Genomic DNA, 23,720 nt, shown 5'->3' with positions numbered 1-23,720 from the left:
TCGACCCCCGTGGACATTCTTCAGACGATCAACGACGTGCCCGTACTGATGTGCGGGGCCGAGGGCGAGACCATCGCGGGCGAACGCCAGGCCCTGGACTGCATCGGCAACGCCTCCTACCAGGGCGCCCAGTGGGCCGTCATTCCGGTGGAACGCCTCGACGAGTCGTTCTTCCGGCTGACCACCAGGGTCGCGGGCGACATCATCCAGAAGTTCGTCCAGTACCGGGTGGGCGTCGTCGTCCTCGGCGACATCTCCCGACACACGGCGGCCAGCGCCGCGCTGCGGGACTTCGTCCGCGAGTGCAACCGGGGCCGCCAGACGTGGTTCCTCGCCGACGCCGGGGAACTGCGCGAGCGGCTGGCCGGGCCCGGGGCCGGCGCGAGCACCGCGACCGGCGCCGGGACGGGAGCGTGAACGCCGGCGACGTCCGCGTCCTGCGCGCGGCCGACCGTCCCGCGACGGTCTGGAAGAACGGCGGGGGAGTGACGCGGGAGATCGCCGCGTGGCCCCCGGAAGCGGACATGGACTCCTTCCGCTGGCGGGTGAGCCTGGCCGAGGTGGCCGCCGACGGCCCCTTCTCGGCCTTCACCGGGATCGACCGCACGCTCACGCTCGCCGAGGGCGCAGGCATGGACCTCGTGGTGGGCGGCGAGCGCCGGCTCCTGGACGAACGCTTCGCGCCGCAGGACTTCGCGGGCGACGAGCCCACCGACTGCCGGCTCGTCCGCGGCCCCGTCGTGAACTTCAACGTGATGTACCGCCGGGGCGCGGCGACGGCCGAGACCGCCGTCGTCCGGGGCCGCCTCACCGTGGCCGTCGAGCCCGGTGAGACCCTGCTGGTCGTCGCCCTGGAGGGCCCGGCGAAGCTCGAAGCGTCCGGCTCGGGCCACACCCTGGGCCGGTACGACGCCGCCCTGGTCCGGGGCACCTTCACCGGCCTCGTCCACACCGGCGGACGCGCGGCCGTGGTGCGCCTGCGTTAGGCGGTGCCCTGCGAAGTCAGCCGAGCTTGATCCACTTGGCGGTGCTGGGCACCCCCTTCGCGTCGAGCAGGAAGAGCATGTAGTAGCCGGGCGGGGCGTCGGCGGCGCCCGGCGGGGTCCGCAGCGCGATCCGGTCGCCCCGGACGCCGGTGAGGCGCAGGTCGAGGTGGCGCTGGCTGGTGTTCACCGAGTGGGTGACGGTGGTCGGCGCCAGCAGGACGGCTCGCTTCACGTCCCGCGCCGTCGAGCTGGACACCTCGAAGGCCGCGCCGTACGGCAGGTCGCCCGCCGGGACCCGGTCGAGAGCCGGCCGGGCGCCCCGGTGCAGGTAGGCCGGCTCGTACAGCTCGATGCTGCCGTCCATCCCGTCCCTGATGTCGGGGTCGTTGGCGATCTGCTGGAGTTCGTCGCCGGTGACCATCATCCGGCCGTCCGGCAGGATCAGGGCGTTGGAGTGGTAGCCGCGCGGCAGCCGCTGGGCGGGCCCCAGCTTCCACCGGCCGTGCGCGTCCCGCAGCTCGATCTGCCGGTACTTGAGGTCCGCCTTCGGGTTGAACGGGCCGTTGCCGTAGTCCCGGGTGTCCAGGGCGCCGTTCACGGTGATCAGCGTGCCGTCCGGCAGGATCAGGGTGCCGTCCTGGGTGCGGCCGAAGGCCCTGGGCGCCTCGGTGGTCCAGCGCCCGCCGGACAGACGGTAGGTGTGCGGGTCGCGCGGGTCCCCGCCGAGGACCAGCACGGAGTCCGGACCCCGGAACCCGGCCGGCAGCGGCACCGCCGAGCCGTAGCCGCGGAAGTCCGCGGGCCGCCGGGGCAGGTCGCCGCGTACCTCCCTGACCGGGTCGAAGCGCCACTGCTGGTCGGCGTCGCGCCCGAGGCCGTAGATCATCCCGTCGCGCAGCGAGAAGAGGTGCGGGTAGTCGTTGCGGAAGGGGGCGTCCGTGCGGAGGCGCTCGGCGGGGACGCCCGCCGGGATGTCGTACGGCCGCCAGGGCACGCGCTGCCCGAGCGCGGGGAAGCGCTCCACCACCGGGGTGGGGGTGCCCGTGCCGCGTTCGGACTGGCCGGACATGATGATCTGCCGTCCGTCGGCCCCGGTCACGACGGAGGGGTACCAGCGGCCGACGGACATGTCGCGGTTGCGGAACCACTTCTCGGTCCACGGGTCGAAGACGAAGGACAGCTTGGCTCCACTGCCGCCCTTGCCGCCGACGTTGCCGCCGAAGACGCCGACCATCCCGTTGGGCAGGTAGGAGTGCCCGGCGCAGAAGAACGGCGCCGGGCGGGGGGAGTAGGTGCCGTCGGGCATCAGCACCACCGGCGGCGGTACGTTCTCGAAGGCGCGGGCCCCCGTCCCCCGGGCGGGGTCCCAGAGCCAGGCGCGGCCGGCGTTGGCGCGGCCGACGGTGTTCGTCGGGCCGGTCTCCTTCGTGGGGTCGGCCTCGACGCGTTCGAAGGAGAACAGCAGCACCTTGCCCGTGGGCAGCAGGGCCACGTGGACGCCGAAGTCGGGTGAGGGGAAGAACTGCGTGAAGCGGCCGAACCGGGCGGCGTCGAAGCGGGCGTTGGTCTCGCGCTGGGACTTCTCCAGCGCCGTCAGGCCGGCCGTCCGCTTCGACTGGGGATATCCCCGGGTGCCCCGGGCGGCCTGGCGCAGCCGGGCGTGTGCGCGGGCGTGGTCCTCGCCCAGCACCGCGGCCTCGTCGCCGGCGTGGTGCACCGCCGCACGGGCCGGTGCGGGCCCGGCCGCCGGCACGGCCAGGGCGGCGGCGAGGGCCAGCACCGACAGGACGGCCGGCCGGGATGCGCGGGACATGGGACTCCTCGCCGCAGGAGGCCCGCGCCGAGGCCGGTGCCGAGCCCGCTGATGACCTGAAGGAACCCGGCGATATTAGGGCAAAAGGTCATCGGAGGCGGCTGTGACCCGGCCTGATCGGCCCTCGCCGGGGGCGCCTTGGGGCCGTTCGGCCGCTCGGTACAGGGCGATTTATCGTTTCTGCGGTGAATCGTTTCGGCCGTCGAGGTGAGCCCGCGCACCCGTCGGCCCGCCCCGCCCGCAGGAGCCCGCTATCCATGTCGGTGTGATCAGATCCCTCCGTACCGGAATCACCGCAGCCGCCGCCACCGCGACGCTCCTCACGCTCAGCCCCTCCGCAGGGGCCTCCCCCTCGGCCCCCCTCGACCAGGTGACCGTCGACGTCGCCACGGTCAACGGATCGGGCTGCCGCCCCGGCAGCGCCGCCGTCGCCGTGTCACCGGACAACTCGGCCTTCACCGTCACCTACAGCGAGTACCTGGCCCAGGCGGGCGGCGGGGCCCCCGCCGTCGAAGGCCGCAAGAACTGTCTGCTGTCCCTCGTCGTGCACGTCCCGCAGGGCTACACCTACGCCATCGCGCAGGTCGACTACCGGGGCTTCGGCAGCCTCCAGCCGGGCGCGGTCGGCACGCAGAAGGCCAGCTACTACTTCCAGGGCATGAGCCAGACCGCCTACCGGACCCACCGGTTCGACGGTGCCCTCGACGACAACTGGCAGGCCACCGACACCACCGGCATCGAGGCCCTGGTCTGGTCGCCCTGTGGTGAGCAGCGCAACTTCAACATCAACACCGAACTGCGTGCGGAGGTGGGTACCTCCGACCCGTCGAAGACCAGCTTCATGGCACTCGACTCCACGGACGGCAGCATCAACAGCGTCTACCACTTCTCCTGGAAGCAGTGCCCCGCGCACTGACCGGACGGGACCGGGGACCGGGGCCCGCGCCCACCGCGCGGGCCCCGCGTCAGGCCGACGCCCGCCGCACCAGCGCCGTCTCGGTTATCACCGGGCCCGGTACGCTGCGGCCCTCGTGGTCGCCGCCCAGCCGCTCCATCAGCAGCCGCGCCATCATCCGGCCCATGCCCTCGATGTCCTGACGCACCGTCGTCAGCGGCGGGTCGGCACTCTCCGCCACCGGCTCGGCGTCGTCGAAGCCCACCACCGCCACGTCACCGGGAACCGTCCGGCCCCGCTCCCGCAGCACGCGCAGCGCACCGGTCGCCATCAGGTCGTTTCCGGCGAACACCCCGTCGATCGAGGGGTCCCGGTCCAGCAGTTCGGCCATCGCGCGCGCCCCGCCCGCGGCGGTGAAGTCCCCCGGGGCGACCAGTTCCTGCCCGGCGGCCGGCAGCACGTCCCGGTAGCCGCTCAGCCGGTCGGCCGCCGAGGTCTGGTCGAGCGGGCCGCAGATGTGTGCGATCCGCCGCCGCCCCTGCGCCAGCAGGTGCCGTACGGCCTCCCGGGCGCCCTCGCGGTTGTCCGCGTCGACGTACGTCACCCTGTCCTGCTCGCCCGGCCCGGCGGTCCAGCCGGGACGGCCGCCGTAGACCGTGGGCATGCCGAGGCGGCCGGCTATGGCGGGCAGCGGATCGTCGGTGTGCAGGGAGAAGGCAAGCGCCCCGTCGACGTGGCCGCCGGCCAGGTACCGCTCGATGCGCTCGTAGTCGCCGTGGTCCTCCACCAGCAGCAGCACCAGCTGGGTGTCGTGAGCGGTCAACTCCTTGCTGATGCCCCGTATCTGGCGGGAGAAGAAGGGGTCGGAGAAGACCCGGGCCTCGGGCTCGGGGATGATCACCGCGACGGCGCCGGTGCGCCGCGTGACCAGGGTGCGCGCCGCGTGGTTCGGGATGTATCCCAGCTCCTGGATCGCCGTGCGCACCCGGTCGGCCAGATGCGGGCGGACCCCGTCGCCGCCGTTGACCACACGGGAGACCGTGGCTCTCGACACGCCCGCGAGCGCCGCGACGGCCTCCAGAGTGGGACGGCTGCCGGAACGCGGTTCGGGCACGTGACTTCCTCCATGATCCACAGGCGGGCCCGGCAAGATCGAAAAGGAAGGCCAGGTCGAACAGAAGGGTAACGGGTGATCACCGTGAGGCGTCAGGAGGGCAGCGGCGTGTGGCCGGCCGGCACGCTCTCCCCGGCGCTTACCGGTGGGGGCGCGGTGCCGTCACCGAAGGGCCGTCCGCCGAGCGCCTCCCGCCCGTGGGGCGCGAGCCAGCCCGACAGGTCCGGGCCGGCCGGCACGATCCCGGTCGGGTTGATGTCGTCGTGGACGAGGTAGTAGTGCCGCTTGATGTGGTCGAAGTCCACGGTGTCGCCGAAGCCGGGTGTCCGGAACAGATCCCGGGCGTACGCCCACAGGACCGGCATCTCGGACAGCTTGCGCCGGTTGCACTTGAAGTGCCCGTGGTAGACGGCGTCGAAGCGCACGAGGGTGGTGAACAGCCGGACGTCCGCCTCGGTGATGGTGTCGCCCACCAGGTAGCGGGACGCGGCAAGCCGCTCGGCGAGCCGGTCCAGGCGTGCGAACAGGCGCTCGTACGCCGACGTGTAGGCCTCCTGGGAGCCGGCGAAGCCGGCCCGGTAGACGCCGTTGTTCACGTCCTCGTAGACCGCCTCGTTGACGGCGTCGATCTCCGGCCGCAGTGCCCGCGGGTAGAGGTCGGGGGCACCCCTGCGGTGGTACGCCGTCCACTCCAGCGACAGGTCGAGCGTGATCCGCGCGAAGTCGTTGGTGACCACCTGCCCGGTCGGCACGTCGACGATCGCCGGTACCGTGACGCCCCGGTCGTAGCCGGGGTCGCGGGCGAGGTAGGCCTCCTGGAGGCGCTCGATGCCGAGCACGGGGTCGCGGCCGCCCGGGTCCAGGTCGAAGTTCCAGCTGCGGTCGTCGTGCGTCGGAGCCGCCACGGCCATCGGCAGCGCCTCCTCCAGCCCGAGGAGGCGCCGCACGATGACGGCCCGGCTCGCCCACGGGCAGGCCCGGGCCACCACCAGCCGGTAGCGGCCGGGCTCCACGGGGTACCCGTCCCGCCCGTCGGCGGTGATCCGGGTGGTGAGGTAGCGGCTGTCGCGCGCGTACTCCCGGCCGGGGCTCACGTATCCCATGTGCGCCCCTACATGTGGGACTGGCCGTAGTAGTGGCCGAACCGGTCCATGAAGTTGGGCTCACCCGCGTACTTGGCCTCGTCGTAGTCGGGCGCGTTCTTGATCTGCTCCTTGGTCAGGCCCAGGTAGACCTTCTCCTCGGCCGTGTCGATGCGTTCGATCGTGCCCGCCGGCAGGAGGACGTGCTTGCCGAAGATCCAGACGCCCGTGTCGACGACGATGTGGGACGCCCGGAAGTCGGCGGAGTGCTTGTCGACCTTCCCGATGTGGCCGTCGGTGGCCTCGACCTTGTAACCGACGAGATCGATGCCGCTGACGTGGCCGGCGTCCTCGTGGTATCCCCAGATGTCCTTCTCGCTCACGGCTCTCGCCTCTCTGTGACCGTACGTGTGCAGTCGCCCGCGCCCGCCCCGTGAGCGGGACGGAACGGCACTCAGGCACCTCCCCGCAAAAGACCGGCTCACGCCCAGGATGCCGGAGCGGCCGCGCCGGCCCGCGCATGCCGCGCGGCGGCACGGGTAGGCGCCCTGAGACCCCGGGGGCGCCGCGCGCGGGCACGTCCGCTCATCCGCCCGATCGCATGCGCCCGGCACGACCGGCGGGACACGCCTCCCGGACCGCCCTCCGCGCAGAGGAGCCGACACGATGACGCAGCACGCACCGGCGGACAGGAACGCCGAAAGCGCAGCCGAACGGCGAGACGAGGGGACCCGCGTCGTGGTGGTCGGGGCCACGGGAAACGTCGGGACCAGCGTCGTCCTCGCCCTCGCCGGCGACCCCTCCGTCGGCTCCGTGCTCGGCCTGGCCCGCAGGATGCCCCTGTGGCGGCCGCCGAAGACACGCTGGCACGCCGTGGATGTGGAACCGGGCGGCGCGGACCTGGCCGCGCTCTTCACCGGGGCCGACGCCGTCATCCACCTCGCGTGGAAGTTCCAGCCCACCCACCACCCCGCCGAGACCTGGCGCACCAACATCCTGGGCAGCATCCGCGTGTTCGACGCCGTGGCCGCCGCAGGCGTGCCCGCCCTCGTCCACGCGTCGTCGGTCGGCGCCTACTCACCCGGACCGAAGGACCGCACGGTCGACGAGTCGTGGCCCACCCACGGCTGGCCGCAGGCCGCCTACACCCGCGAGAAGGCCTATCTCGAACGGGTCCTCGACACCTTCGAGCGCACCCACCCCGACATCCGGGTCGTGCGGATGCGGCCGGGCTTCCTCTTCAAACGGCAGTCCGCCTCCGAGCAGCGCCGCATCTTCGCGGGCCGGCTGCTCCCGAGCCGGTTCCTGCGCCCCGAACTGCTCCCCGCCGTGCCCGACCTGGCCGGGCTGCGCTTCCAGGCCCTGCACACCGACGACGCCGCCGAGGCCTACCGGGCCGCCGCGGCCCTCCCCGTCCGCGGGCCCTTCAACCTGGCCGCGGACCCTCCGCTGGACGCCGAGGTCCTGTCCGGGATGCTCGACGCGCGCAGCCTGCCGGTCCCGACGGCACCCGTGCGGGCCGCCCTCGCCGCAGCGTGGCGGCTGCACCTGGTGCCCGCCTCGCCGGACCTGTTCGACGCCGTCCTCCGGCTCCCGCTGATGGACTCCTCCCGGGCGCGCCGGGAACTGGCCTGGGAGCCGCGCCACACCTCGGTCGAGGCCGTCGAGGAGTTCCTCGACGGCCTCCGCACGGGCGCGGGCATGGACACCGCGCCGCTCGCCTCGGACCCGAAGGCCACCCGCCGCTTCGCGCGGTCCCGCAGGCGGCCCTGAGGCGGGTCACACACAGCACCGAAGCGGTCAGGTCGGGCGGGTCCGGGGCAGCCCGCGCGGGTGGCCGCGGCGCCAGACGGCCTCCGCGGCGTGGGGCGTCGCGGCCCGGCCGCGCGCCTCCCGCGAGAACAGCTGGGAGGCGCAGGCGCTGCGCAGCGCCTCCAGGGCGCGGATCTGCTGCTCGGCCCGGCCGATGAGCTCCTCGATCCGGGCGATGTCGATCCGCGGGTCGGTGCGCGCCAGGCTCCGCAGCGAACGCCAGCAGGCCGCCTTGGCCTCCACGGCCAGACGTATCGCTTCGAGTTCCAGCACGTCACTGAGCGGGGACCGGGACAGCACCCGGCCGTTCAGTTTGAGCCGGCCCATCTTCTCGGCGATCCGGCCGAGAGCGGCCCTCGTCCGCATGACGGGCACGTCGAGATCGGCCATCAGGGTGAGCAGGCTCTGCCGGTCCTGTGCCGCCTGCTCGCCCAGCGACCGCAGGGAGGTGCCGAGGACCCCGCCCTGATGGGCCGCGGCGGCCCGGCGGAGGAGCTCGACGCCACCGCCGGCACCGGTGAGGTGGTCGTTGAGGTAGATCGCCAGGAAGGTGGGCGCGCGGCCCGTCGGCGGCCTGGGACTCCGGTTCACGCCCGCCTCCTCAGGGCGCCCGTCGGCGGCCGGCCGGCCGCTCGTCGTCGGGCCCCGTCCAACGGGTGTCCCCGCCGGGCCCGCCGGACTCCTCCGGCCGGTCGAGGCGGCTCGCCTCGTCCGTGTCCGCGGCCCGGGTGGTCCCGTCGTCCCCGCGCGGCTTCCGGGCACGCGGTCCGGCGTGCGGAGCCCTGCGCCGGGCTTCGTCGTCGTCGTGGTGCAGCGGTACTCCGCCTGCGCCGCCCTGGTCGTCCATGGCAGTTCCTTCCGTCTCGTACCGTAGGTCTCGGTGTTTACCCACACGGCTTCTCACACGGCCGCGGTCGTCCTCGCCAGGCCGTCCACCACGTCGCTGAGCCTTCCGCGCCGGACGTGGGCGGCGCGCTGCCGGGCCGCCCCGCCGCCCTCGGCACGCAGCCGGTCGAGCATGGTGTCCACCAGGAGCAGATCGCCGGCCGCGGCCAGTCCCGGAGCGGCCCGCTCGCGCAGCCGCTGCAGCATGTCCCACACCGGGACACGGGCTCCGACGACCGGATCCAGGCCCTCGCCGCACAGCCCGTGCACGGCGGCGAGCCGGTGCGCCTCCCGCAGCCGGCCGCACTCCAGGAACGGCGGCGGCCTGCCCTCGCCGCGCTCCGGCAGCAGTACGCCGGCCAGCCCGCGGACGAGCGCGGCCAGCAGCACGACGGTGTCGAGGCGGGCGTTCACGTCCGCCACCCGGATCTCCAGCGTCGGCACGTGCTCGGACGGGCGGGCGTACCAGTAGATCATCCGCCGGTCCAGCAGGGCCCCGCACCGCACGAGGTCGTTGGCCATGCGCTCGTACGAGGCCTCGTCGAGGAAGGGAGCGGGCCCCACCGTGGGCCAGCGGGCGTGCTCCACCGCCCGCCAGCTGGCATGGCCGCTGTCCCTGCCCCGGTCGAAGGGGGAATTGGCGCTGAGGGCCTGCAGGGTGGGCAGCCAGGGCCGGAGCCGGTTGGCCAGGTCCAGGGCCTCCGCCCGCGAGGACACCCCGATGTGGACATGGCATCCGCAGACCGGTTGGTCGTAGCCGCCCACGGCGGACGCGAAGCGGACCGCCATGCGCCGGTAGCGCTCGTCCGGGGTGATGGCCAGCGGACGCTCCGGCGGTATCACCGCGGTGCCGGTCCCGACGAGCAGGCAGTCCTGCGCGTCAGCCGCCTTGACCAGTTCGGCCCGCAGCCAGGCCAGCTCGGCCCGCAGCACGGCCGTGCTCGACGTGGGAGTCGTGCACGACTCGACCTGGGCCGTGAAGAACTCCGACTGGACCAGCGGTCCGAGTCGGCCCGAAGCGGCCTCGATGACCCCCGCCGCGCGCCCCACAGGGGCCCTGCTGCGGCGGTCGACCAGCAGGAACTCCTCCTCCACGCCCATGGTCGGCACGACGGCCGCGGCGAGACGGCCGCGACCCGCTCCGAGGGGGGTGGGGGTCCGGCTCCCGCGGTGGGGCGCCGCTGTGGGCACGGCCAGTGACATCCGGGGTCCTTTCGGTGAGGGTGGGCGCCGCCGACGACCGGTTGCGACCGGTCGGCCGAGGCGGTGCTGCCGTCCTTCAGGCCCTCCTCCTGTGCTGCGCCTACCCGCCGGATCCCCCCTCACTCGGGGGGCCGGTCCCCGGCCGGCGCCGTGACGCGACTTGGAGCTTGCCCTAGAACTCCGGGATGAAGGGCAGGTAGTCCGCGTCCGGACCGGACGGGATGACCGCGTAGCTGCTCTCGGGGAGCTCGTTCCACACGCCCGGCAGATCTCCCAGGGGTTCGGAGACCACGATGCGCGTGTCGTCGGAGACCTCCCTGAGGTAGTCCAGCTCCGGATAGAGGTCCCGGACCGTGTCGGCCCGGCTGCTGTAGTAGAGCGACCGCGACTTCCCCTGGCTGGAGTACCGGAAGGCCCACACGGTCTCGCCGTCGCTCACCGCCACCGTCATCTGCAGCGGCTCCGCCACGCCGTGCTCCTTGCCGAGCCGCTCCACGAGGCCCGCCATCCGCGCCACCGCGCCGGGCACGTCCTGGTCGAGTCCGAAGGTGACCGCGAGGTAGAACATCACCTCGGAGTCGGTCGAACCCTCGATGCACGAGAACAGGGCCGGGTCGACGGCCATGCACAGATCGCGCTGAAGGCGGGCGAAGTCCCCGATCGCCCCGTTGTGCATCCACAGCCAGCGGCCGTGGCGGAAGGGGTGGCAGTTCGTCTGCTGGACGGCCGAACCGGTCGAGGCCCGCACGTGTGCGAAGAAGAGCGGCGAGCGGACGTGCGCGGCCAGCTCCTGGAGGTTGCGGTTGTTCCAGGCGGGGCCGATGTCACGGAAGACCGCCGGGGTGCCGTTGCCGTCCGCGCTGTACCAGCCCAGCCCGAACCCGTCGCCGTTGGTCGACTCCACACCCAGCCGGGACTTCAGACTCTGGTTGATCAGCGAGTGCTCGGGGCGGTAGAGCACGGTGTCGAGCAGCACGGGCGTACCCGAGTAGGCGAGCCACCGACACATGCGCACCATCCCTTTCACGGCTCCTCCGAGGGTAACCCGGCGGGCCGCACCCTTCCCGTGCGGCCGCGGGCGGCGAAGCCCGCACTCGGGCGCGTACCCCGGCACCCCCGTGCCATCCTCAAGATATGACGCACGAAGTCGTGCCTCCCGACGAGGACGCCTCACCGGAGGTGCTCGCGTTGGCCAGGGTGGTGGCCAGGCTGAGATCCGAGATCGCGGACCTGGAGGGCATCGCCGCGGCCACCGCCGTCACAGAGCGCGCCAAGGGCGTGCTGATGGCCCAGACCGGGGTCTCCGCCGACGCGGCCTACGAGGCGCTGCTCGCCCGCGGGACCCGGTGGGGCAGGACCCTCATGGAGGAGTGCTGGCTCACCCTGGGCCAGGTCCGCTCCAGGCCGGCGCCCGGAGCCGCCGTGCCGCCCCCGCCCACGACCGGGTCCGAGCCCACGACCGGGTCCGAGCCCGCGTCCGCGCCGGACCGGACGGACGTCGTCGCCGCGCCGGGCGACGAAAGCCTGCGGGCCCCGCTGCCCAGACTGGCCGAAGGCCTCGCCGAGGCGGACAGCGAGGCGGACGTCGCGCACCTGCTGCGTGACGTGCTGAACGAACCGGTGGGCGTCGACGGCGTGATGATCTACAGCGTGACGCCCGCCGGCAGCCTGGAGCTGACGGGCCACGCGGGCATCACCCGGTCGCTGGCCGAGCAGTGGCACCACGTCCCGCCGCTCAGCGGCGTCGCCGCCCTCGAAGCCATCGCCGCCAGAGAGGCCGTGTGGCTGGAGGACCCGGTCGCGGACGCCCGCCGCTACCTCCTGATCGGCGACAGCCCCGGACAGTGGCCGTCCCGCGCCTGGATCCCCGTACCGTCCGGCGGCCGCGTGCACAGCGCCGTCGGCTTCATGCGCAGCCGTCCGGGCCCCTTCGGCGAGGACACCCGCACGCTGCTGCGCCAGGCCGTCCGGCTGTGCACCGCCCTGCTGCGCAACGGCCGGCCCCACGGTGACGCCGTGCCGCCGGCCGTCCCCGCCGACGTCGCGTCCGTCCAGGCGGTCCTGGACGTGCTGTCCGGCCCGGCCGTGCTGCTCACGCCCCTGCGTTCGGAGACCGGGGAGATCGAGGACTACCGGATCGACGGAGCGGCGCCGGAGTCCGTCGACGTACAGGGGCGCCGGGGCAAGGAACTCGTGGGCCGACGGGTCCTGGAGACGTACCCCACCGTGGCGGGCACCGCGCTGTGGGAGGGCTACGAGGACACCCTGGCCACCGGGACCGTGTACGAGGGCGAGCCTTTCACCTACCAGGAGGTGGGTCCCGGATTCCCCCAGGAGACCGTGTACTCGGTCAGGGCGACCCGGCTGGGAGAGCGCCTGGTCGTCTCATGGATCCGGCACGACATCAGCGAACGCGAGGCCCGCAGGCTGGACGAGATGCAGCGCCTTGGCAACCTCGGCTGGGCCCGCTGGCAGCTCACGACGAACCGCGTCACCTGGTCCGACCACGTCTACGCGATCTTCGGCCGGGACCCCGCACTGGAGCCGGTCGGTTTGGAGGACCTGCCCCGCCACGTCCTGCCCGACGACCAGCCGCGGATCGCCGCCGCCGTCCACCGGCTGCTGCGACTCGGGCAGCGGGCCGTCGACCAGCAGTTCCGCATCAGCACCGCCGACGGCGTACGGCACCTGCGGATCGTCGCCGAGTCCCAGACCGACGCCAACGGCGCCCCCGTCGAGGTGCACGGCTTCTTCCAGGACGTCACAGCGCTGCGCGACGCCGAACACGCCCTGCGCGAGAGCGAGCGGGCCGTCCTGGTCCAGTCCGGCATGCTCCAGGCCGAACGCGCGCTCGCCGCCCGCCTCCAGGCGACGCTGCTGCCGATCCCCGAACAGTCCGTGGAACTCGCGGGACTCTGCGTGGAGGTGGCCTACGTGCCCTCCGACAGCGGGGTGAACGTCGGAGGCGACTGGTACAGCGCCGTCGAAATGCCCGACCGCAGCGCCCTCTTCGTCGTCGGGGACGTGGCCGGCCACGGCCTGGCGGCCGTCGGCACCATGGCCCAGCTGAGGTTCACCGCCAAGGGCATGGCCACCACCGGCACGGCGCTCCTCGACGTCCTGCGCCGGCTCAACAACCTGCTGCTGCACACCGATTCGGAGCCGTCCGCCACCGCGACGATGTTCATCGGCCGCTACCAGCCCGACGTCCGCCGCCTGACCTGGGCCCGGGCCGGACACCTGCCGCCGCTGCTGATCCGCGACGGCCGGGCCGACTTCCTGGAGCAGCCCGCAGGCTGCCTCCTCGGCGCGGCCCGCGACTCCGTGTACGGGCAGGCCGTCATCGACCTCCGGCCCGGTGACCATCTCCTGCTCTACACCGACGGGCTCGTGGAGCAGCCGGGGGAGGACATCGACCAGGGACTGGGACGACTCGCCCGCACCGCCGTGCAGCTGCTGCGGGACGGTGTCGGCGGCGAGCTCGCCCGCACGCTGGCGGCGCAGCGGACCGGCAACTCCGACGACCTCTGCGTACTGGACCTGCACGTCCCGGACGACGCCGCATGAGGCGCGGCGCCGTCCGGGGGGTGGTGCTCCGAAGGGCGAAGCCCGGAGGGGCAGTGGCGGTTCCGGGCCGGTTCAGGTCTTGAGGAGCCGGTTGAAGAACGAGCGGTAGTGCTGCAGCGAGACCCGCAGGTCCTCCGTCGCCACCTGCTCACCACGGCCCCACTGGCCCTCCAGGCCCTGCTTGCGGGTGGAGAAGCTGCCGGCCAGGGCCTGCATGACCTCCGCGACCAGGGTGTCCGCGGACCGTACGGCGTCCTGCGGATCGTCGACGAACCGGCCCTGGATCTCGCTCCACTTCCTGCGGTACTCCTCGGTCTCCGCCGTGCCGAGCAGCGGCTCCTCCGTGTCGGCGTCGACCCCGCCCGGTGCGTCGGCCCGGCCGGCCGCCCCCTCGGTCCCTGCCGCCCCGTCCGTCTCGGAGGTCCCGTCCGAGTCCTCGGCGCCCAGGCCGTCCGTCCGATCGGAGTCGGTGGCCTCACCCGGGTACACGGGCGTCTGTTCCGCCTCGGCCGCGCCCGAGTTCATGATGTCTTCCGTGGTCGGACCGGATTCGCTGTCCCGGGCCTCCTGACCTCCACGTATACGCATGTCAACGACTCCTCTGGTCCGTCAGAAGCTCTTCGAACAGGGCGCGGTAGTGCACCATCGCCCCACGCAGTTCCTCCGTCGTCGCCTGGCCGCCGCCGCTGCGCACCTTGACGTCGTGCGCGGCGCGGTAGTGGTCCAGGGTGCGCCCGTGCTCGACGGAGAGGTCGCGCAGCCGGTCCTCGTACCCCGCGGTGGGGTATCCGCGCTCGTTGAGCAGCCTGGAGACCAGTTCGTCCGCCTCCGCCACGGAGTTCTCCGGGCGGTCCACGAAGTGCTCCTGGACGTCGCTCCAGGCCTCGGCGTACTCGCGCCGGCGCTCGGCCGGCAGTTCCTTGATGTCGAGCCGGTCGTGCCGCTGCTCACGGGCCCGCAGGTCGCGCTCGGCGGCGCTCGCGCCGCCCTTCTCCTGCACGGTCCGCTCGTACTCGGGGCCGAACCGCTCACGCAGGTGCCGTCGCCGGGCCGACAGCCACAGCATCGCGATGAGCGCGAGCACCACGACCACCGCGATGACGATCACCACTACGAGTGTGGTTGTAGACATGTCCGCACTCCGTTCCGGGGCCTTCGCCTGTGTGTCTCGCGGCTGCCCCCGCTGCCGCCGGCCAAACCAGGGGCCCCGGCCGCCACGGGGCGCGTGGCGGGGACGGGCGGGCCGCCTGGCCGGCGTGCCCGCCCCGCGCCCGCGCGGCACCCTGGAGGCATGGCCCGAGCCAACGACCAGGTCGAGGCGATGCTCCAGGAGTACGCGGACCTCATCGCGATCCGGGGCGGGGAGGCCTTCAAGGCGCGCGCCTACGAGAAGGCCGCCCGCGCCGTCGGCGGCCACCCGCAGGACGTCTCCACCCTGGACGCCGAGGGGCTGCGCGAGATCCCGGGCGTCGGCCGGTCGGTAGCCGGCAAGATCCTCGAATACCTGCGGACCGGCCGCATGTCCGTCGTCGACGAGGCCAGGGCCTCCGTACCGTCCGGAGTGCGCGAACTGATCACGATCCCCGGGCTCGGACCGCGCAAGGCCATGGTCCTCTACGAGGAGCTGGGCATCACCTCCGTCGACCAGCTGCTCGAAGCCGTCCACCGGGAGCGGCTGCGCGACCTCAAGGGCTTCGGCGAGCGGACCGAGGACAACATCCTGCACGGCATCGCGCTGCTGCAGAAGGCGGGCGAGGGCCGGATCCTCGTCGGCGCCGCCATGGACGCAGCCGAACAGCTCGTCGCCGAACTGTCCGCCGTCCGGGGCTGCGTCCGGTGCACCTACGCGGGATCCCTGCGGCGCATGCGGGAGACCATCGGCGACCTCGACATCCTGGTGGCGGCGCGCCGGTCGGCACCGTTCATGGAGACCCTCACCTCCCTCCCGTACGTCGCCGAGGTCATCGCGCGGGGCGAGAAGAAGACCTCCGTACGCACGGCCACCGGCCTCCAGGTCGACCTGCGGGTCCTTCCGCCCGCCTCCTGGGGCGCGGGCCTGCAGTACTTCACCGGGTCCAGGGCGCACAACATCCGTACCCGTGCACTCGCCGCGCGCCAGGGGCTGAAGCTCTCCGAGTACGGGCTCTTCGACGCCGAGAGCGGCGAGAGCATCACGTCCGAGACCGAGGAGGCCGTCTACGAACGGCTCGGCCTGCCCTGGATACCCCCGACCCTGCGCGAGGACCGCGGCGAGATCGCAGCCGGGCTGCGGGGCGAACTGCCCGACCTGCTCACGCAGAAGGACATCCGTGGAGACCTGCACACCCACACCGACCTCACCGACGGGCTCGCCCCGCTGGAGGACATGGTCGCCGCCGCTGCCGCCCGGGGATACGCCTACTACGCGGTCACCGACCACGCCCCGAACCTCGCCATGCAGCGCATGACCGCGGAGAAGATCCTCGCCCAGCGCGAGCGGCTGCGCGAACTCGACGGCAGACAGGGCAGGATGCGGCTGCTGCACGGAACGGAACTCAACATCGGCCCGGACGGCTCGCTCGACTGGCCCGACGAGTTCCTCGCCGGCTTCGACCTCTGCGTGGCGTCGGTCCACTCGCACTTCAACCAGAGCCGGCGGGAGCTGACCCGCCGCCTGATCCGCGCCTGCGAGAACCCGCACGTCGCCGTGATCGGCCACCCGACGACCCGCCGGATCGGCAAACGTCCCGGCATCGACGCCGACTTCGACGCCGTGTTCGAGGCGTGCGCACGCTCGGGCACCGCTCTGGAGATCAACGCCCACCCCGAGCGGCTCGACCTCAGCGACGAGGACATCCTGCGGGCGAAGCGGTACGGCGTGAAGTTCGCGGTGAACTCCGACGCCCACGCCACCACGCACCTGCCCTACATGCGCTTCGGGGTGGGGACCGCGCAGCGCGGCTGGCTGACGGCGGACGACGTCGTCAACGCCTGGCCGCTGGCGAGGCTGCGCCGCTTCCTGGCCGCGAAGCAGGCCTGACCGCGGCCAGACAGGGACCAGACAGGGGTCGGACTGGGGCCGGGCTCTCGCCCGGGCCGGTCCGGCAGGGTGCTCGCGGGCGCCGCGTGTCCGCCGCGCCCGCGAGGGGGGCCGCTGTGATCAGTGGCCGAAGCCGAACCAGTTGACGTTCACGAAGTCCGCCGGCTGGCCGCTGGTGAAGGTGAGGTACACGTCGTGCGTGCCCGTGACGGCGGTGATGTTCGCCGGTACGGTGCGCCAGCTCTGCCAGCCGCCGGTGTTCGCGACCGAGAAGCTGCCGACCGGGGCCGAGGTCCGGCTGTCGAGCCGTACCTCGACGAGGCCGCTCACACCGCCGGCCGCTCCGCTCGCGACCCGGCCGTGGAACTGGGTCGCCGGCGCGGAGCCGAAGTCCACGCCCCGGAACAGGGCCCAGTCGCCGTTGCCGAGGGCCGCGAGGTTCTGGCCGCCGCCCGAGTCCGCGGAGGACTCCGTGGCCACGCCCGACTGGCCGTCGTACGACTCGGCCTGGATCGCGGCGTACGCGTCGCGGCTGCCGGACGGCGGGGTCGTGGGCGGCGTGGTCGGAGGCGTGGTCGGGGGCGTCGTGGGCGGTGTCGTGCCGCCCGCCGACCGCAGGACGGACACGTAGTCGACGACCATGGCGTGGCCCGGCTCGGTGCCGGCGTCGGGACCGCCCCCGAAGGCGTCGGGGAAGCCGCCGCCCATGGCGACGTTCAGGATGACGAAGTAGCCGTGGTTCGTGGCGTTGGCCCAGGTCGCCGCGTCCACCTGATCGGCCCGCACGGTGTGGTAGTTGAGCCCGTCGACGTAGAAGCGCATCTGCTCGACCGCGGTCGAGCGGTCCCACTCGACGGCGTACGTGTGGAATCCGGCCTGGCAGCTCGCCCCGGGGCAGGTGCGCTGGCCGCCGATGCCGGACGTCTCGTTGCAGGGGCCGCCGGGGCTCGTACCGCAGTGCACGGTGGACCACACGGTGTTGAGGCCCTGGACGTTCTCCATGATGTCGATCTCGCCGACGCCCGGCCAGTTCCACCAGTTCCCGCGGTACGGGGTGCCGAGCATCCAGAAGGCGGGCCAGTAGCCCTTCGCGGCGGGTCCCGTGACGTTCGGCATCTGGATGCGCGCCTCGGTGCGGAGCGTGCCGCCGGCCGGGGGCTGGAAGTCGCCCCGGCGGGTCTCGACGCGGCCGGACGTCCACCGGCCCGCCGCGTCCCGCCGGGGCGTGATGCGCAGGTGGCCCGCGCCGTCGAGGGACACGTTGGAGGGGTCGGCGGTCATCGTCTCGATCTCGCCCGTGCCGAAGTTGGCGGGTCCGCCGGGATAGCTGGTGCCGGTCGTGTACTGCCAGTCGGCGGTGTCGATCCCGGAGCCGGCGGCTCCGTCGAAGTCGTCCAGGAACACCTGGGTCCAGCCTGCCGGTACGGGGGGAGCGGCGGCGTTCGCCGGTATCGCGACGCCCGCGGCGGCGGCAGCGACCAGGGCCGTCGTGGCGACCGCGGCCAGCACCGCCCGCCGTACGGTCGCTCGTCTCCTGCCGGATGTCTTGCGCATCGGTGCCCTCTCTGAAGCGCGCCGTGAGGCGCGGGTGCGGGGAAAGATAGAGCAGGTTCCGGTTTCTGAGAGCGCTCTCAGAACGCTGGCCACTGTGCTCCGCGTCCCTGCGGGCGTCAAGAGGAGATGCGTCAAGCGGCCCGTTACGCACCGCACTTGGCCCGGGTCCGGCGTGCTCGCGGCCGCGGACCGCCCGAGATCGAATTCGGTCGCACGTTCGAAATCTGGCAGGATGGGTGCATGGTGACGAAACGCGAGACCCGGCCGGGCGAACCGGGGATCCCCGACGATCTGCTGCGGGCGATGGCGCTGGCGTACGACCCGGCCGGGTTCACGTGCACACGGCCGGTGCCCGAGCCGGAGAGCACCGAGTACGGGGCCTGCGGATTCACCCTGGACGGCCTGGCCGTCAGGTTCCGAGTGGCCAAGACGACCCCGACGAAGGCGGGCCAGTTCGTCACGGTGTGGAAGAGGGCCGGGGGTGGGCCGATCCAGCCCTTCGACGCCGCGGACCCCGTCGACCTGTTCGTCATCAGTACGTGCCAGGGCGAGCGGTTCGGGCAGTTCGTGTTCCCACGGGAGGTGCTGCGCGCACGGGGTGTCGTGTCGACGGACGGCTCCGGCGGGAAGCGCGCCTTCCGCGTCTACCCGCCGTGGGTGGCCACCACCAGCCGCCAGGCGAGCGCCACGCAGGCCTGGCAGGTGGAACACTTCCTCCGGCTGTCCGGGGACGAGCCCGTGGACATGGCCCGCGCGCACGCGCTGTACCACCCGGCGCAGCGCTGACCGCTTCTCCCGCCGGTCCCGGCCGGCAGGGCCCCCGGGCCGGGCCGCTCTCCCGCGATGCCACGCGGCGCGGGCCGTTCGAAGCGATCGGTTAATGCGTTGTCGTCGGCAGCCGGGTCGGGAGACCATCCGGTGCATGCAACCGCCAGCCGAAAGCCTCAGTTCAGACCAGGTCGACCTGCACCGATGGCGCACGAACCACCTCGACGCCCTGGAGCGGGCGATCCACGAGTCGCGTGACCACCTGGTGCCGTGGTTCCCGTGGGCGGCCGACACCGGCCGACAGCAGACCGCGGACTTCCTCGCCAGGATGCGGCGGAAGTGGGAGACCGGGGAGGCCTACGGCTACGCGATCACCTCGCACGCCGAAGTGATCGGCACCTGCGTCCTCATGCGCAGGATCGGAGCCGGAGGCCTCGAAATCGGCTACTGGCTCCACCCGGCCCGGATCGGGCGGGGCCTGGTCACCATGGCCTGCACCGCTCTCACCGCCCAGGGTTTCGGCCTGCCGGGCATCGACCGGATCGAGATCCGCCACGACGCCGCCAACCACGCCAGCGGGGCCGTCGCCCGCCGCCTGGGTTTCACCGAGGTCGAGCGCGGCCCGGCCCCCGAAGGCCCGCTCGCCCCAGCCGAGTCGGGGATCGACGTCATCTGGCGGATGACCTCGGACCAGTGGCGGACCCGGCCGACCTTCACCTTCGTGCGCCACACCGACGGGCTCCGCCACCGCTTCGAACGCGACGGCGAGCACGACGGGCGTCCGGCCTACCGCCGGACGGACGGGAACGTGTGGTGCGTCTGGTCGGCGGCCGAAGGCTGGCACTGCCGGATCGCCGACGGCCGCGTCACCGCCCATCCCGCCGACGGCCGTGCCGACGGTCCCCTACCCCCGGCCGCCGTCTGGCGCAGTTTCAAGGACGACCGCTCCTACCTCTACGACCTGCGGACCGAGCCCGGGCCGTTCCGCGCGTAGCCCGCTCACGAGACGCGGGCCGCCCCACGGCACGGCGCGACACGGTCGACACGTCCGCCGCGGCGGGTCGCGCGGCGGACGGGCTCACCCGGTCGGCCCAACGCGCCGTCTGTTTCAGCGCGGTGGGCCGAGGACCTCCTCGGCGCCGGGCAGGTCGTGGACGGACACGACCCTGCCGGTCAGCGGCAGCAGGCCCGCCAGCGGACACGACACCGGCATCTCGTGGTCGACCTCCCACTGCCCGACCTTGTTCCCGCCGGTGTGGTCCGTCGTGCAGACGGCGTAGAGGTGGCCGGCGCACCCCCGGCAGAGCAGGGGCTGCCGGCGGCCCTTCACGAGCGCCCTGCCCGGGAGCCCGCGGAGCCCGCCCGGGGGCCGGCCGGGCAGCCCTTCGGGCAGGCCCGCGGTCGCCGAAGTCCCGGCGTGCCGCGGCCGCCGGGCGCTTGTAGCGTCGGTCGCGACAGGAGTCCTGGAGATCCGACAGGACCCCACAGGCCGGTTCGCGCATGCGGAACACGTCCCGTGAGCGCGCCGAGCCACCCGTGTGCCGCCCGCGTCGACGCCGAGCCGGTCCGCCCCTCGCGACGCGACAGGGCGCACGCGCAGCCCCCGTGAGAGAGGCCGTGCCGATGTCGAACGATGTTCCGATAGCGAGCCTGCTGCGTGTGGAGAAGGGCGTCGCCGCCCCCGAGGAAGTGGCCGCGATCGCGGTCGTCATCGCCTGTTACGCGCACCGGACCTCCCTGGAGCGTGACCGTGCCGAGCGGGACCGCCGCGTGACAGGCGGCGCCGAGAGACCGGCCGGCAGCGGCTTCGGCCGCCGCCGTACCGTCCGGCCCCACGCCGGATGCTGGGCAGGCTGCTGGACCTGCCGCTGAACCCCGTCCGCCGGCCGCGCGCACGGCCGGCGGACGAAAGGAGTGGGCGGTCACGCCCGGCGCAGCACCGTCGAGAGGACCTCGCGCAGCACCGGCGCGGGGTCGGCCACGGCACCCTCCGAGCGCCAGGCCACGAAGCCGTCCGGGCGTACGAGCACGGCGCCGTCGGCGCCCAGCCGGTGGACCTCGGTCCACGGCGCGCCGCCCTCCGGGACCAGGTCCGCGTCCGGGCCGGAGCCGATCGTGTACGCGTCCAGCCGCACCCCGAGCTGCCGGGCCGTCTCCTGCGCGGCCGCCCGCCACGGCGTACCCGCGCCGCTGAGCAGCACGAAGGAGCGCTCGTACAGGTCCAGGGTGGAGATCCGCTCACCGGCCCTGGTCAGCCACATGTGCGGGGCCCGGGTCCCGGTGTCGCCCATCGACCGCAGCGTCTCCGGGATGACGGGCCGCGCCGGGTCGCCGCCGACGAGCGCGCCCTGCGTGTAGCAGTAGGCCATCGCCGTCGTCAGGACGCCGCTGCCCGGTCCGCCGCCCATCGTGGGCGGGGGCACGTACCCCGGGTGGCTGTGTTCGGCCGAACGGGCGGACGCCCGCTCGCTCGTGGCCCGGGCCACCGGCAGCCGCTCGGCCTGGTAGGTGTCGAGCAGTTCGACGCCCGCCGACCCCTCCAGCACCGCGGCGATCTTCCAGGCGAGGTTGTGCGCGTCCTGGATACCGGTGTTCGAGCCGAAGGCCCCGGTGGGCGACATCTCGTGGGCGGCGTCCCCGGCCAGGAACACCCGACCGGACGAATACCGCTCCGCCACCCGTTCGGCGGCGTGCCACGGCGCTTTGCCGCCGATCTCCACGTCCAGGTCCGGTACCCCGACCGCCTCGCGGATCTGGTCCACGCACCGCTCGTCGGTGAAGTCCTCCAGGGTCTCGCCCTGGTCGGGGTGCCAGGGGGCGTGGAAGACCCACTGCGTGTCGTTGTCCACCGGCAGCAGCGCCCCGTCGGCACCCGGGCGCATCAGGTAGCAGACGATGAAGCGCAGGTCGCCCAGCACCTTCACGAGCCGTTCCGAGCGGAAGGTGACGCTCACGTTGTGGAACAGCTCGCCGTTGCCCGTCTGGGGGATCCGCAGCTGCTCGCGGACGGGGCTGCGCGGGCCGTCCGCCGCGATCAGGAAGTCCGCGCGCACCGAGATGTGCCGGCCCGTCGTACGGTCCTTCACCACGGCGTTCACCCCGGTGGAGTCCTGGTCGAAGCTCATCAGCTCGTTGCCGAAGCGGATGTCGGCGCCCAGCGCCCGGCTCTGCTCCGCCAGTACGGGCTCGATGTTGTTCTGGCTGCACAGGCACCACTCCGTCGGGCTGAACCGCGCCAGCGCACCGGACGGGTCGATCGACTTGATCAGCCAGTTGTGGTCGGCGGTGTCGGTCAGCGACCGCGCCTGCAGAATGCCCTGGATGCCCTCCAGTACGGACGCCGCCCGGCGGATCGCGTGCTCCGCCCCTGCTGTGCGGTACAGCTCCATCGTCCGGGCGTTGATGCCACGGCCGCGCGGGTGCGGGGAGGTACCGGAGTGCTTCTCGACCAGCAGGTGCCTCACTCCGTGGCGGCTCAGGAAAAGCGAGGTGGACAGGCCCACGAGGGAGCCGCCCACGACGAGAACCGGTACGCGAACATCGGCGTTGTCTTCCATCAGCTGCGGGCTCCTGTTTTCTGTGTGGGGGAGTGGACTCTTTATGCCCCCGATCCGCGATGAGGCCCAGTTGATTCGCCGGTTGTCACCCGCTTGATCCCGACATGTAGCGGTACGCCCCTCCCCGGATGACGATGAGCGACAGCGGCTCCCCCTGAGACGCGCCGGCCTGCCGTTCCCCAGAGGCGGCCGCCGGCCCGGGCGGACGCCACCGGTGACGGACGAGGGGTCCGTACGCGATGGATCTCCACCCCCTCATGAAGGAGTGAGTAGATGACAACCACCCTGTCCGAACGGGTGTCGCAGTCAGCCTTCGACGGCTCCATGCTCCGGGTCGTCCTTCTGATGGATCTCCACGAGGGGACCCAGCAGCAGTTCTTCGAGGCGTACGAAAAGCTCCGCAACGACATCGCGTCGGTCCCGGGACACATCAGCGACCAGCTGTGCCAGTCCTTCGAGAACCCCTCGCAGTGGCTGATCACGAGCGAGTGGGAGAGCGCCCCGCAGTACCTCGCCTGGGTCAACAGCGAGCACCACGCCGAGCAGGTGCGGCCGCTGGGCGCGTGCGCGCGCTCCATGCGCCCGCTCAAGTTCACCGTGCTGCGCGAGACCGGACGGGGCTACGACCAGGCGGCCCGGCCGTCCACGGCGCGCCTGCAGGCCACGCCCCGCCTGGGCGCCGGCATCGTGCGCCACGCCCTCACCTTCACGGTCAAGCCGGGCAGCGAGAAGGAGGTCGCGTCCATCCTCTCCAGCTACGCCTCCCCTGCGGCACGCGTCGACGACCACACCCGCCTGTGCCGCACCTCGCTGTTCATGCACGGCAACCGGGTGGTGCGTACGGTCGAGGTCCAGGGCGACCTGATGGCGGCCCTGCGGCACGTCTCGGAACAGCCCGAGGTCCGCGCCGTCGAGGAGGCCATCAACCCCTACCTCGAACAGGACCGCGACCTCGGCGACCCCGAATCGGCCCGCATGTTCTTCATGCGCGCCGCCGTCCCGGCCGTCCACCACATCGCCGCACCCGAGCCCGAGTCCGCCGAGGTGCGCCGGCACGCGGTCTTCTACCCGGCGAAGCCCGGCTGCGGCCAGGCACTCGCCCGGTTCCTGGCCCGGCAGGACGAGGCGGCCGCCCGCCGGCCCAAGAGCCCCGTCCGGAGCAGCAGCATCTTCCAGCGCGACGACATCGTCGTCCGGCTGATCGACGTACGCGGCCCGCTGGATGCCGACCCCGAGACCGTCTACGGGACCTCCGGTCCGCGCAAGGCCGCGGTGCTCGACCGCCTGACGGTCGCGCCCGGCGGGCGGGGCCGTGCCGCGCACCGGACCATGGACCTGATCACCGACCGGCGGGCACCCGCCCCGTCCTGATCCGCCCCGGGGCCGTCCTCCGGCCGGTCCCCCTTCCGGCCCCAGCGGCCCCGCCGGCCCAGCCGGCCCCGGCCCACCACGGCTCCCGCCGATC

General features: G+C 73.1%; 23 protein-coding genes. 10 read left to right on the top strand and 13 right to left on the bottom strand.

The features are described 5' to 3' along the window. Nucleotides 1-9: 9 nt before the first annotated feature. Nucleotides 10-417: a DUF4180 domain-containing protein gene (locus BSL84_RS02705; protein ID WP_107484723.1), complete on the top strand. Its 408-nt coding sequence runs from the start codon at nucleotides 10-12 to the stop codon at nucleotides 415-417. Then, nucleotides 414-986, top strand: a complete 573-nt coding sequence (locus BSL84_RS02700) for a HutD family protein (RefSeq protein WP_030029482.1) — start codon at nucleotides 414-416, stop codon at nucleotides 984-986. The genes BSL84_RS02705 and BSL84_RS02700 overlap by 4 nt, the downstream gene beginning before the upstream one ends. A gap of 16 nt (nucleotides 987-1,002) precedes the next feature. Here the strand turns inward: BSL84_RS02700 and BSL84_RS02695 are convergent, their stop codons facing one another. Then, nucleotides 1,003-2,799 (bottom strand): glyoxal oxidase, encoded by a 1,797-nt coding sequence (locus tag BSL84_RS02695; RefSeq protein WP_030029483.1) that lies wholly within the window; start codon nucleotides 2,797-2,799, stop codon nucleotides 1,003-1,005. Nucleotides 2,800-3,064: 265 nt separating this feature from the next. Here BSL84_RS02695 and BSL84_RS02690 point away from each other — a divergent pair, with 265 nt between their 5' ends. Then, a complete protein-coding gene (locus BSL84_RS02690; protein ID WP_030029484.1) occupies nucleotides 3,065-3,715 on the top strand; it encodes a DUF4360 domain-containing protein in 651 nt (216 codons plus the stop codon). Between the two features lie 49 nt (nucleotides 3,716-3,764). Here BSL84_RS02690 and BSL84_RS02685 read toward each other — a convergent pair whose 3' ends face one another. From BSL84_RS02685 to BSL84_RS02675, 3 genes are all read right to left on the bottom strand, one after another. After that, entirely contained in the window at nucleotides 3,765-4,808 is a 1,044-nt protein-coding gene (locus tag BSL84_RS02685; RefSeq protein WP_030029486.1) for a LacI family DNA-binding transcriptional regulator, read from the bottom strand. Nucleotides 4,809-4,900: 92 nt separating this feature from the next. Then, nucleotides 4,901-5,911 (bottom strand): glutathione S-transferase family protein, encoded by a 1,011-nt coding sequence (locus BSL84_RS02680; RefSeq protein ID WP_030029488.1) that lies wholly within the window; start codon nucleotides 5,909-5,911, stop codon nucleotides 4,901-4,903. Between the two features lie 8 nt (nucleotides 5,912-5,919). After that, nucleotides 5,920-6,273, bottom strand: coding sequence for a hypothetical protein (locus BSL84_RS02675; protein WP_030029490.1), 354 nt, complete (start codon nucleotides 6,271-6,273; stop codon nucleotides 5,920-5,922). Nucleotides 6,274-6,556: 283 nt separating this feature from the next. Between BSL84_RS02675 and BSL84_RS02670 the strand changes: the two genes are divergently transcribed. After that, nucleotides 6,557-7,663 (top strand): NAD-dependent epimerase/dehydratase family protein, encoded by a 1,107-nt coding sequence (locus tag BSL84_RS02670; RefSeq protein WP_075969705.1) that lies wholly within the window; start codon nucleotides 6,557-6,559, stop codon nucleotides 7,661-7,663. 27 nt (nucleotides 7,664-7,690) lie between these two features. Here the strand turns inward: BSL84_RS02670 and BSL84_RS02665 are convergent, their stop codons facing one another. The 4 genes from BSL84_RS02665 to BSL84_RS02650 form a co-directional block, all read right to left on the bottom strand. Continuing rightward, entirely contained in the window at nucleotides 7,691-8,293 is a 603-nt protein-coding gene (locus BSL84_RS02665; protein ID WP_075969704.1) for a hypothetical protein, read from the bottom strand. A gap of 10 nt (nucleotides 8,294-8,303) precedes the next feature. Further along, a complete protein-coding gene (locus tag BSL84_RS02660; protein ID WP_045323002.1) occupies nucleotides 8,304-8,549 on the bottom strand; it encodes a hypothetical protein in 246 nt (81 codons plus the stop codon). A 53-nt stretch (nucleotides 8,550-8,602) separates the two neighbouring features. Continuing rightward, entirely contained in the window at nucleotides 8,603-9,790 is a 1,188-nt protein-coding gene (locus BSL84_RS02655) for a carboxylate-amine ligase (RefSeq protein ID WP_078849119.1), read from the bottom strand. A gap of 172 nt (nucleotides 9,791-9,962) precedes the next feature. Continuing rightward, nucleotides 9,963-10,799 (bottom strand): class II glutamine amidotransferase, encoded by an 837-nt coding sequence (locus BSL84_RS02650; RefSeq protein ID WP_030031538.1) that lies wholly within the window; start codon nucleotides 10,797-10,799, stop codon nucleotides 9,963-9,965. Nucleotides 10,800-10,924: 125 nt separating this feature from the next. Between BSL84_RS02650 and BSL84_RS02645 the strand changes: the two genes are divergently transcribed. After that, nucleotides 10,925-13,357: a SpoIIE family protein phosphatase gene (locus tag BSL84_RS02645; RefSeq protein WP_075969703.1), complete on the top strand. Its 2,433-nt coding sequence runs from the start codon at nucleotides 10,925-10,927 to the stop codon at nucleotides 13,355-13,357. Nucleotides 13,358-13,429: 72 nt separating this feature from the next. On the opposite strand, the gene BSL84_RS02640 is transcribed toward BSL84_RS02645, so the two are convergent. Next, nucleotides 13,430-13,945: a hypothetical protein gene (locus BSL84_RS02640; RefSeq protein WP_045323004.1), complete on the bottom strand. Its 516-nt coding sequence runs from the start codon at nucleotides 13,943-13,945 to the stop codon at nucleotides 13,430-13,432. A 1-nt stretch (nucleotide 13,946) separates the two neighbouring features. Further along, on the bottom strand, nucleotides 13,947-14,489 hold the full coding sequence (locus BSL84_RS02635) for a hypothetical protein (protein ID WP_030031293.1): 543 nt from the start codon (nucleotides 14,487-14,489) through the stop codon (nucleotides 13,947-13,949). Between the two features lie 159 nt (nucleotides 14,490-14,648). Between BSL84_RS02635 and polX the strand changes: the two genes are divergently transcribed. Continuing rightward, complete coding sequence (gene polX / locus BSL84_RS02630; protein ID WP_075969702.1) at nucleotides 14,649-16,376, top strand: DNA polymerase/3'-5' exonuclease PolX; 1,728 nt, start codon at nucleotides 14,649-14,651, stop codon at nucleotides 16,374-16,376. 120 nt (nucleotides 16,377-16,496) lie between these two features. Here polX and BSL84_RS02625 read toward each other — a convergent pair whose 3' ends face one another. Continuing rightward, nucleotides 16,497-17,930: a glycoside hydrolase family 16 protein gene (locus BSL84_RS02625; RefSeq protein WP_075969701.1), complete on the bottom strand. Its 1,434-nt coding sequence runs from the start codon at nucleotides 17,928-17,930 to the stop codon at nucleotides 16,497-16,499. A gap of 240 nt (nucleotides 17,931-18,170) precedes the next feature. On the opposite strand from BSL84_RS02625, the gene BSL84_RS02620 reads away from it, so the two are divergent. Beyond that, complete coding sequence (locus BSL84_RS02620; protein ID WP_045323006.1) at nucleotides 18,171-18,716, top strand: MepB family protein; 546 nt, start codon at nucleotides 18,171-18,173, stop codon at nucleotides 18,714-18,716. A 136-nt stretch (nucleotides 18,717-18,852) separates the two neighbouring features. Continuing rightward, on the top strand, nucleotides 18,853-19,692 hold the full coding sequence (locus BSL84_RS02615) for a GNAT family N-acetyltransferase (RefSeq protein WP_045323007.1): 840 nt from the start codon (nucleotides 18,853-18,855) through the stop codon (nucleotides 19,690-19,692). 114 nt (nucleotides 19,693-19,806) lie between these two features. Here the strand turns inward: BSL84_RS02615 and BSL84_RS02610 are convergent, their stop codons facing one another. After that, entirely contained in the window at nucleotides 19,807-20,028 is a 222-nt protein-coding gene (locus BSL84_RS02610; RefSeq protein WP_045323008.1) for a hypothetical protein, read from the bottom strand. Nucleotides 20,029-20,321: 293 nt separating this feature from the next. Between BSL84_RS02610 and BSL84_RS02605 the strand changes: the two genes are divergently transcribed. After that, on the top strand, nucleotides 20,322-20,570 hold the full coding sequence (locus tag BSL84_RS02605) for an acyl-CoA carboxylase subunit epsilon (RefSeq protein WP_158880046.1): 249 nt from the start codon (nucleotides 20,322-20,324) through the stop codon (nucleotides 20,568-20,570). Nucleotides 20,571-20,620: 50 nt separating this feature from the next. On the opposite strand, the gene BSL84_RS02600 is transcribed toward BSL84_RS02605, so the two are convergent. Further along, nucleotides 20,621-22,255, bottom strand: a complete 1,635-nt coding sequence (locus BSL84_RS02600) for an FAD-dependent oxidoreductase (RefSeq protein WP_075969700.1) — start codon at nucleotides 22,253-22,255, stop codon at nucleotides 20,621-20,623. 273 nt (nucleotides 22,256-22,528) lie between these two features. Between BSL84_RS02600 and BSL84_RS02595 the strand changes: the two genes are divergently transcribed. After that, nucleotides 22,529-23,626, top strand: a complete 1,098-nt coding sequence (locus BSL84_RS02595; RefSeq protein ID WP_030037271.1) for a SchA/CurD-like domain-containing protein — start codon at nucleotides 22,529-22,531, stop codon at nucleotides 23,624-23,626. Nucleotides 23,627-23,720 lie beyond the last annotated feature (94 nt).

Origin of the sequence: Streptomyces sp. TN58 (assembly GCF_001941845.1) — a bacterium.
Lineage (GTDB): Bacteria > Actinomycetota > Actinomycetes > Streptomycetales > Streptomycetaceae > Streptomyces.
This window is presented reverse-complemented; position numbering and strand designations above follow the sequence as displayed.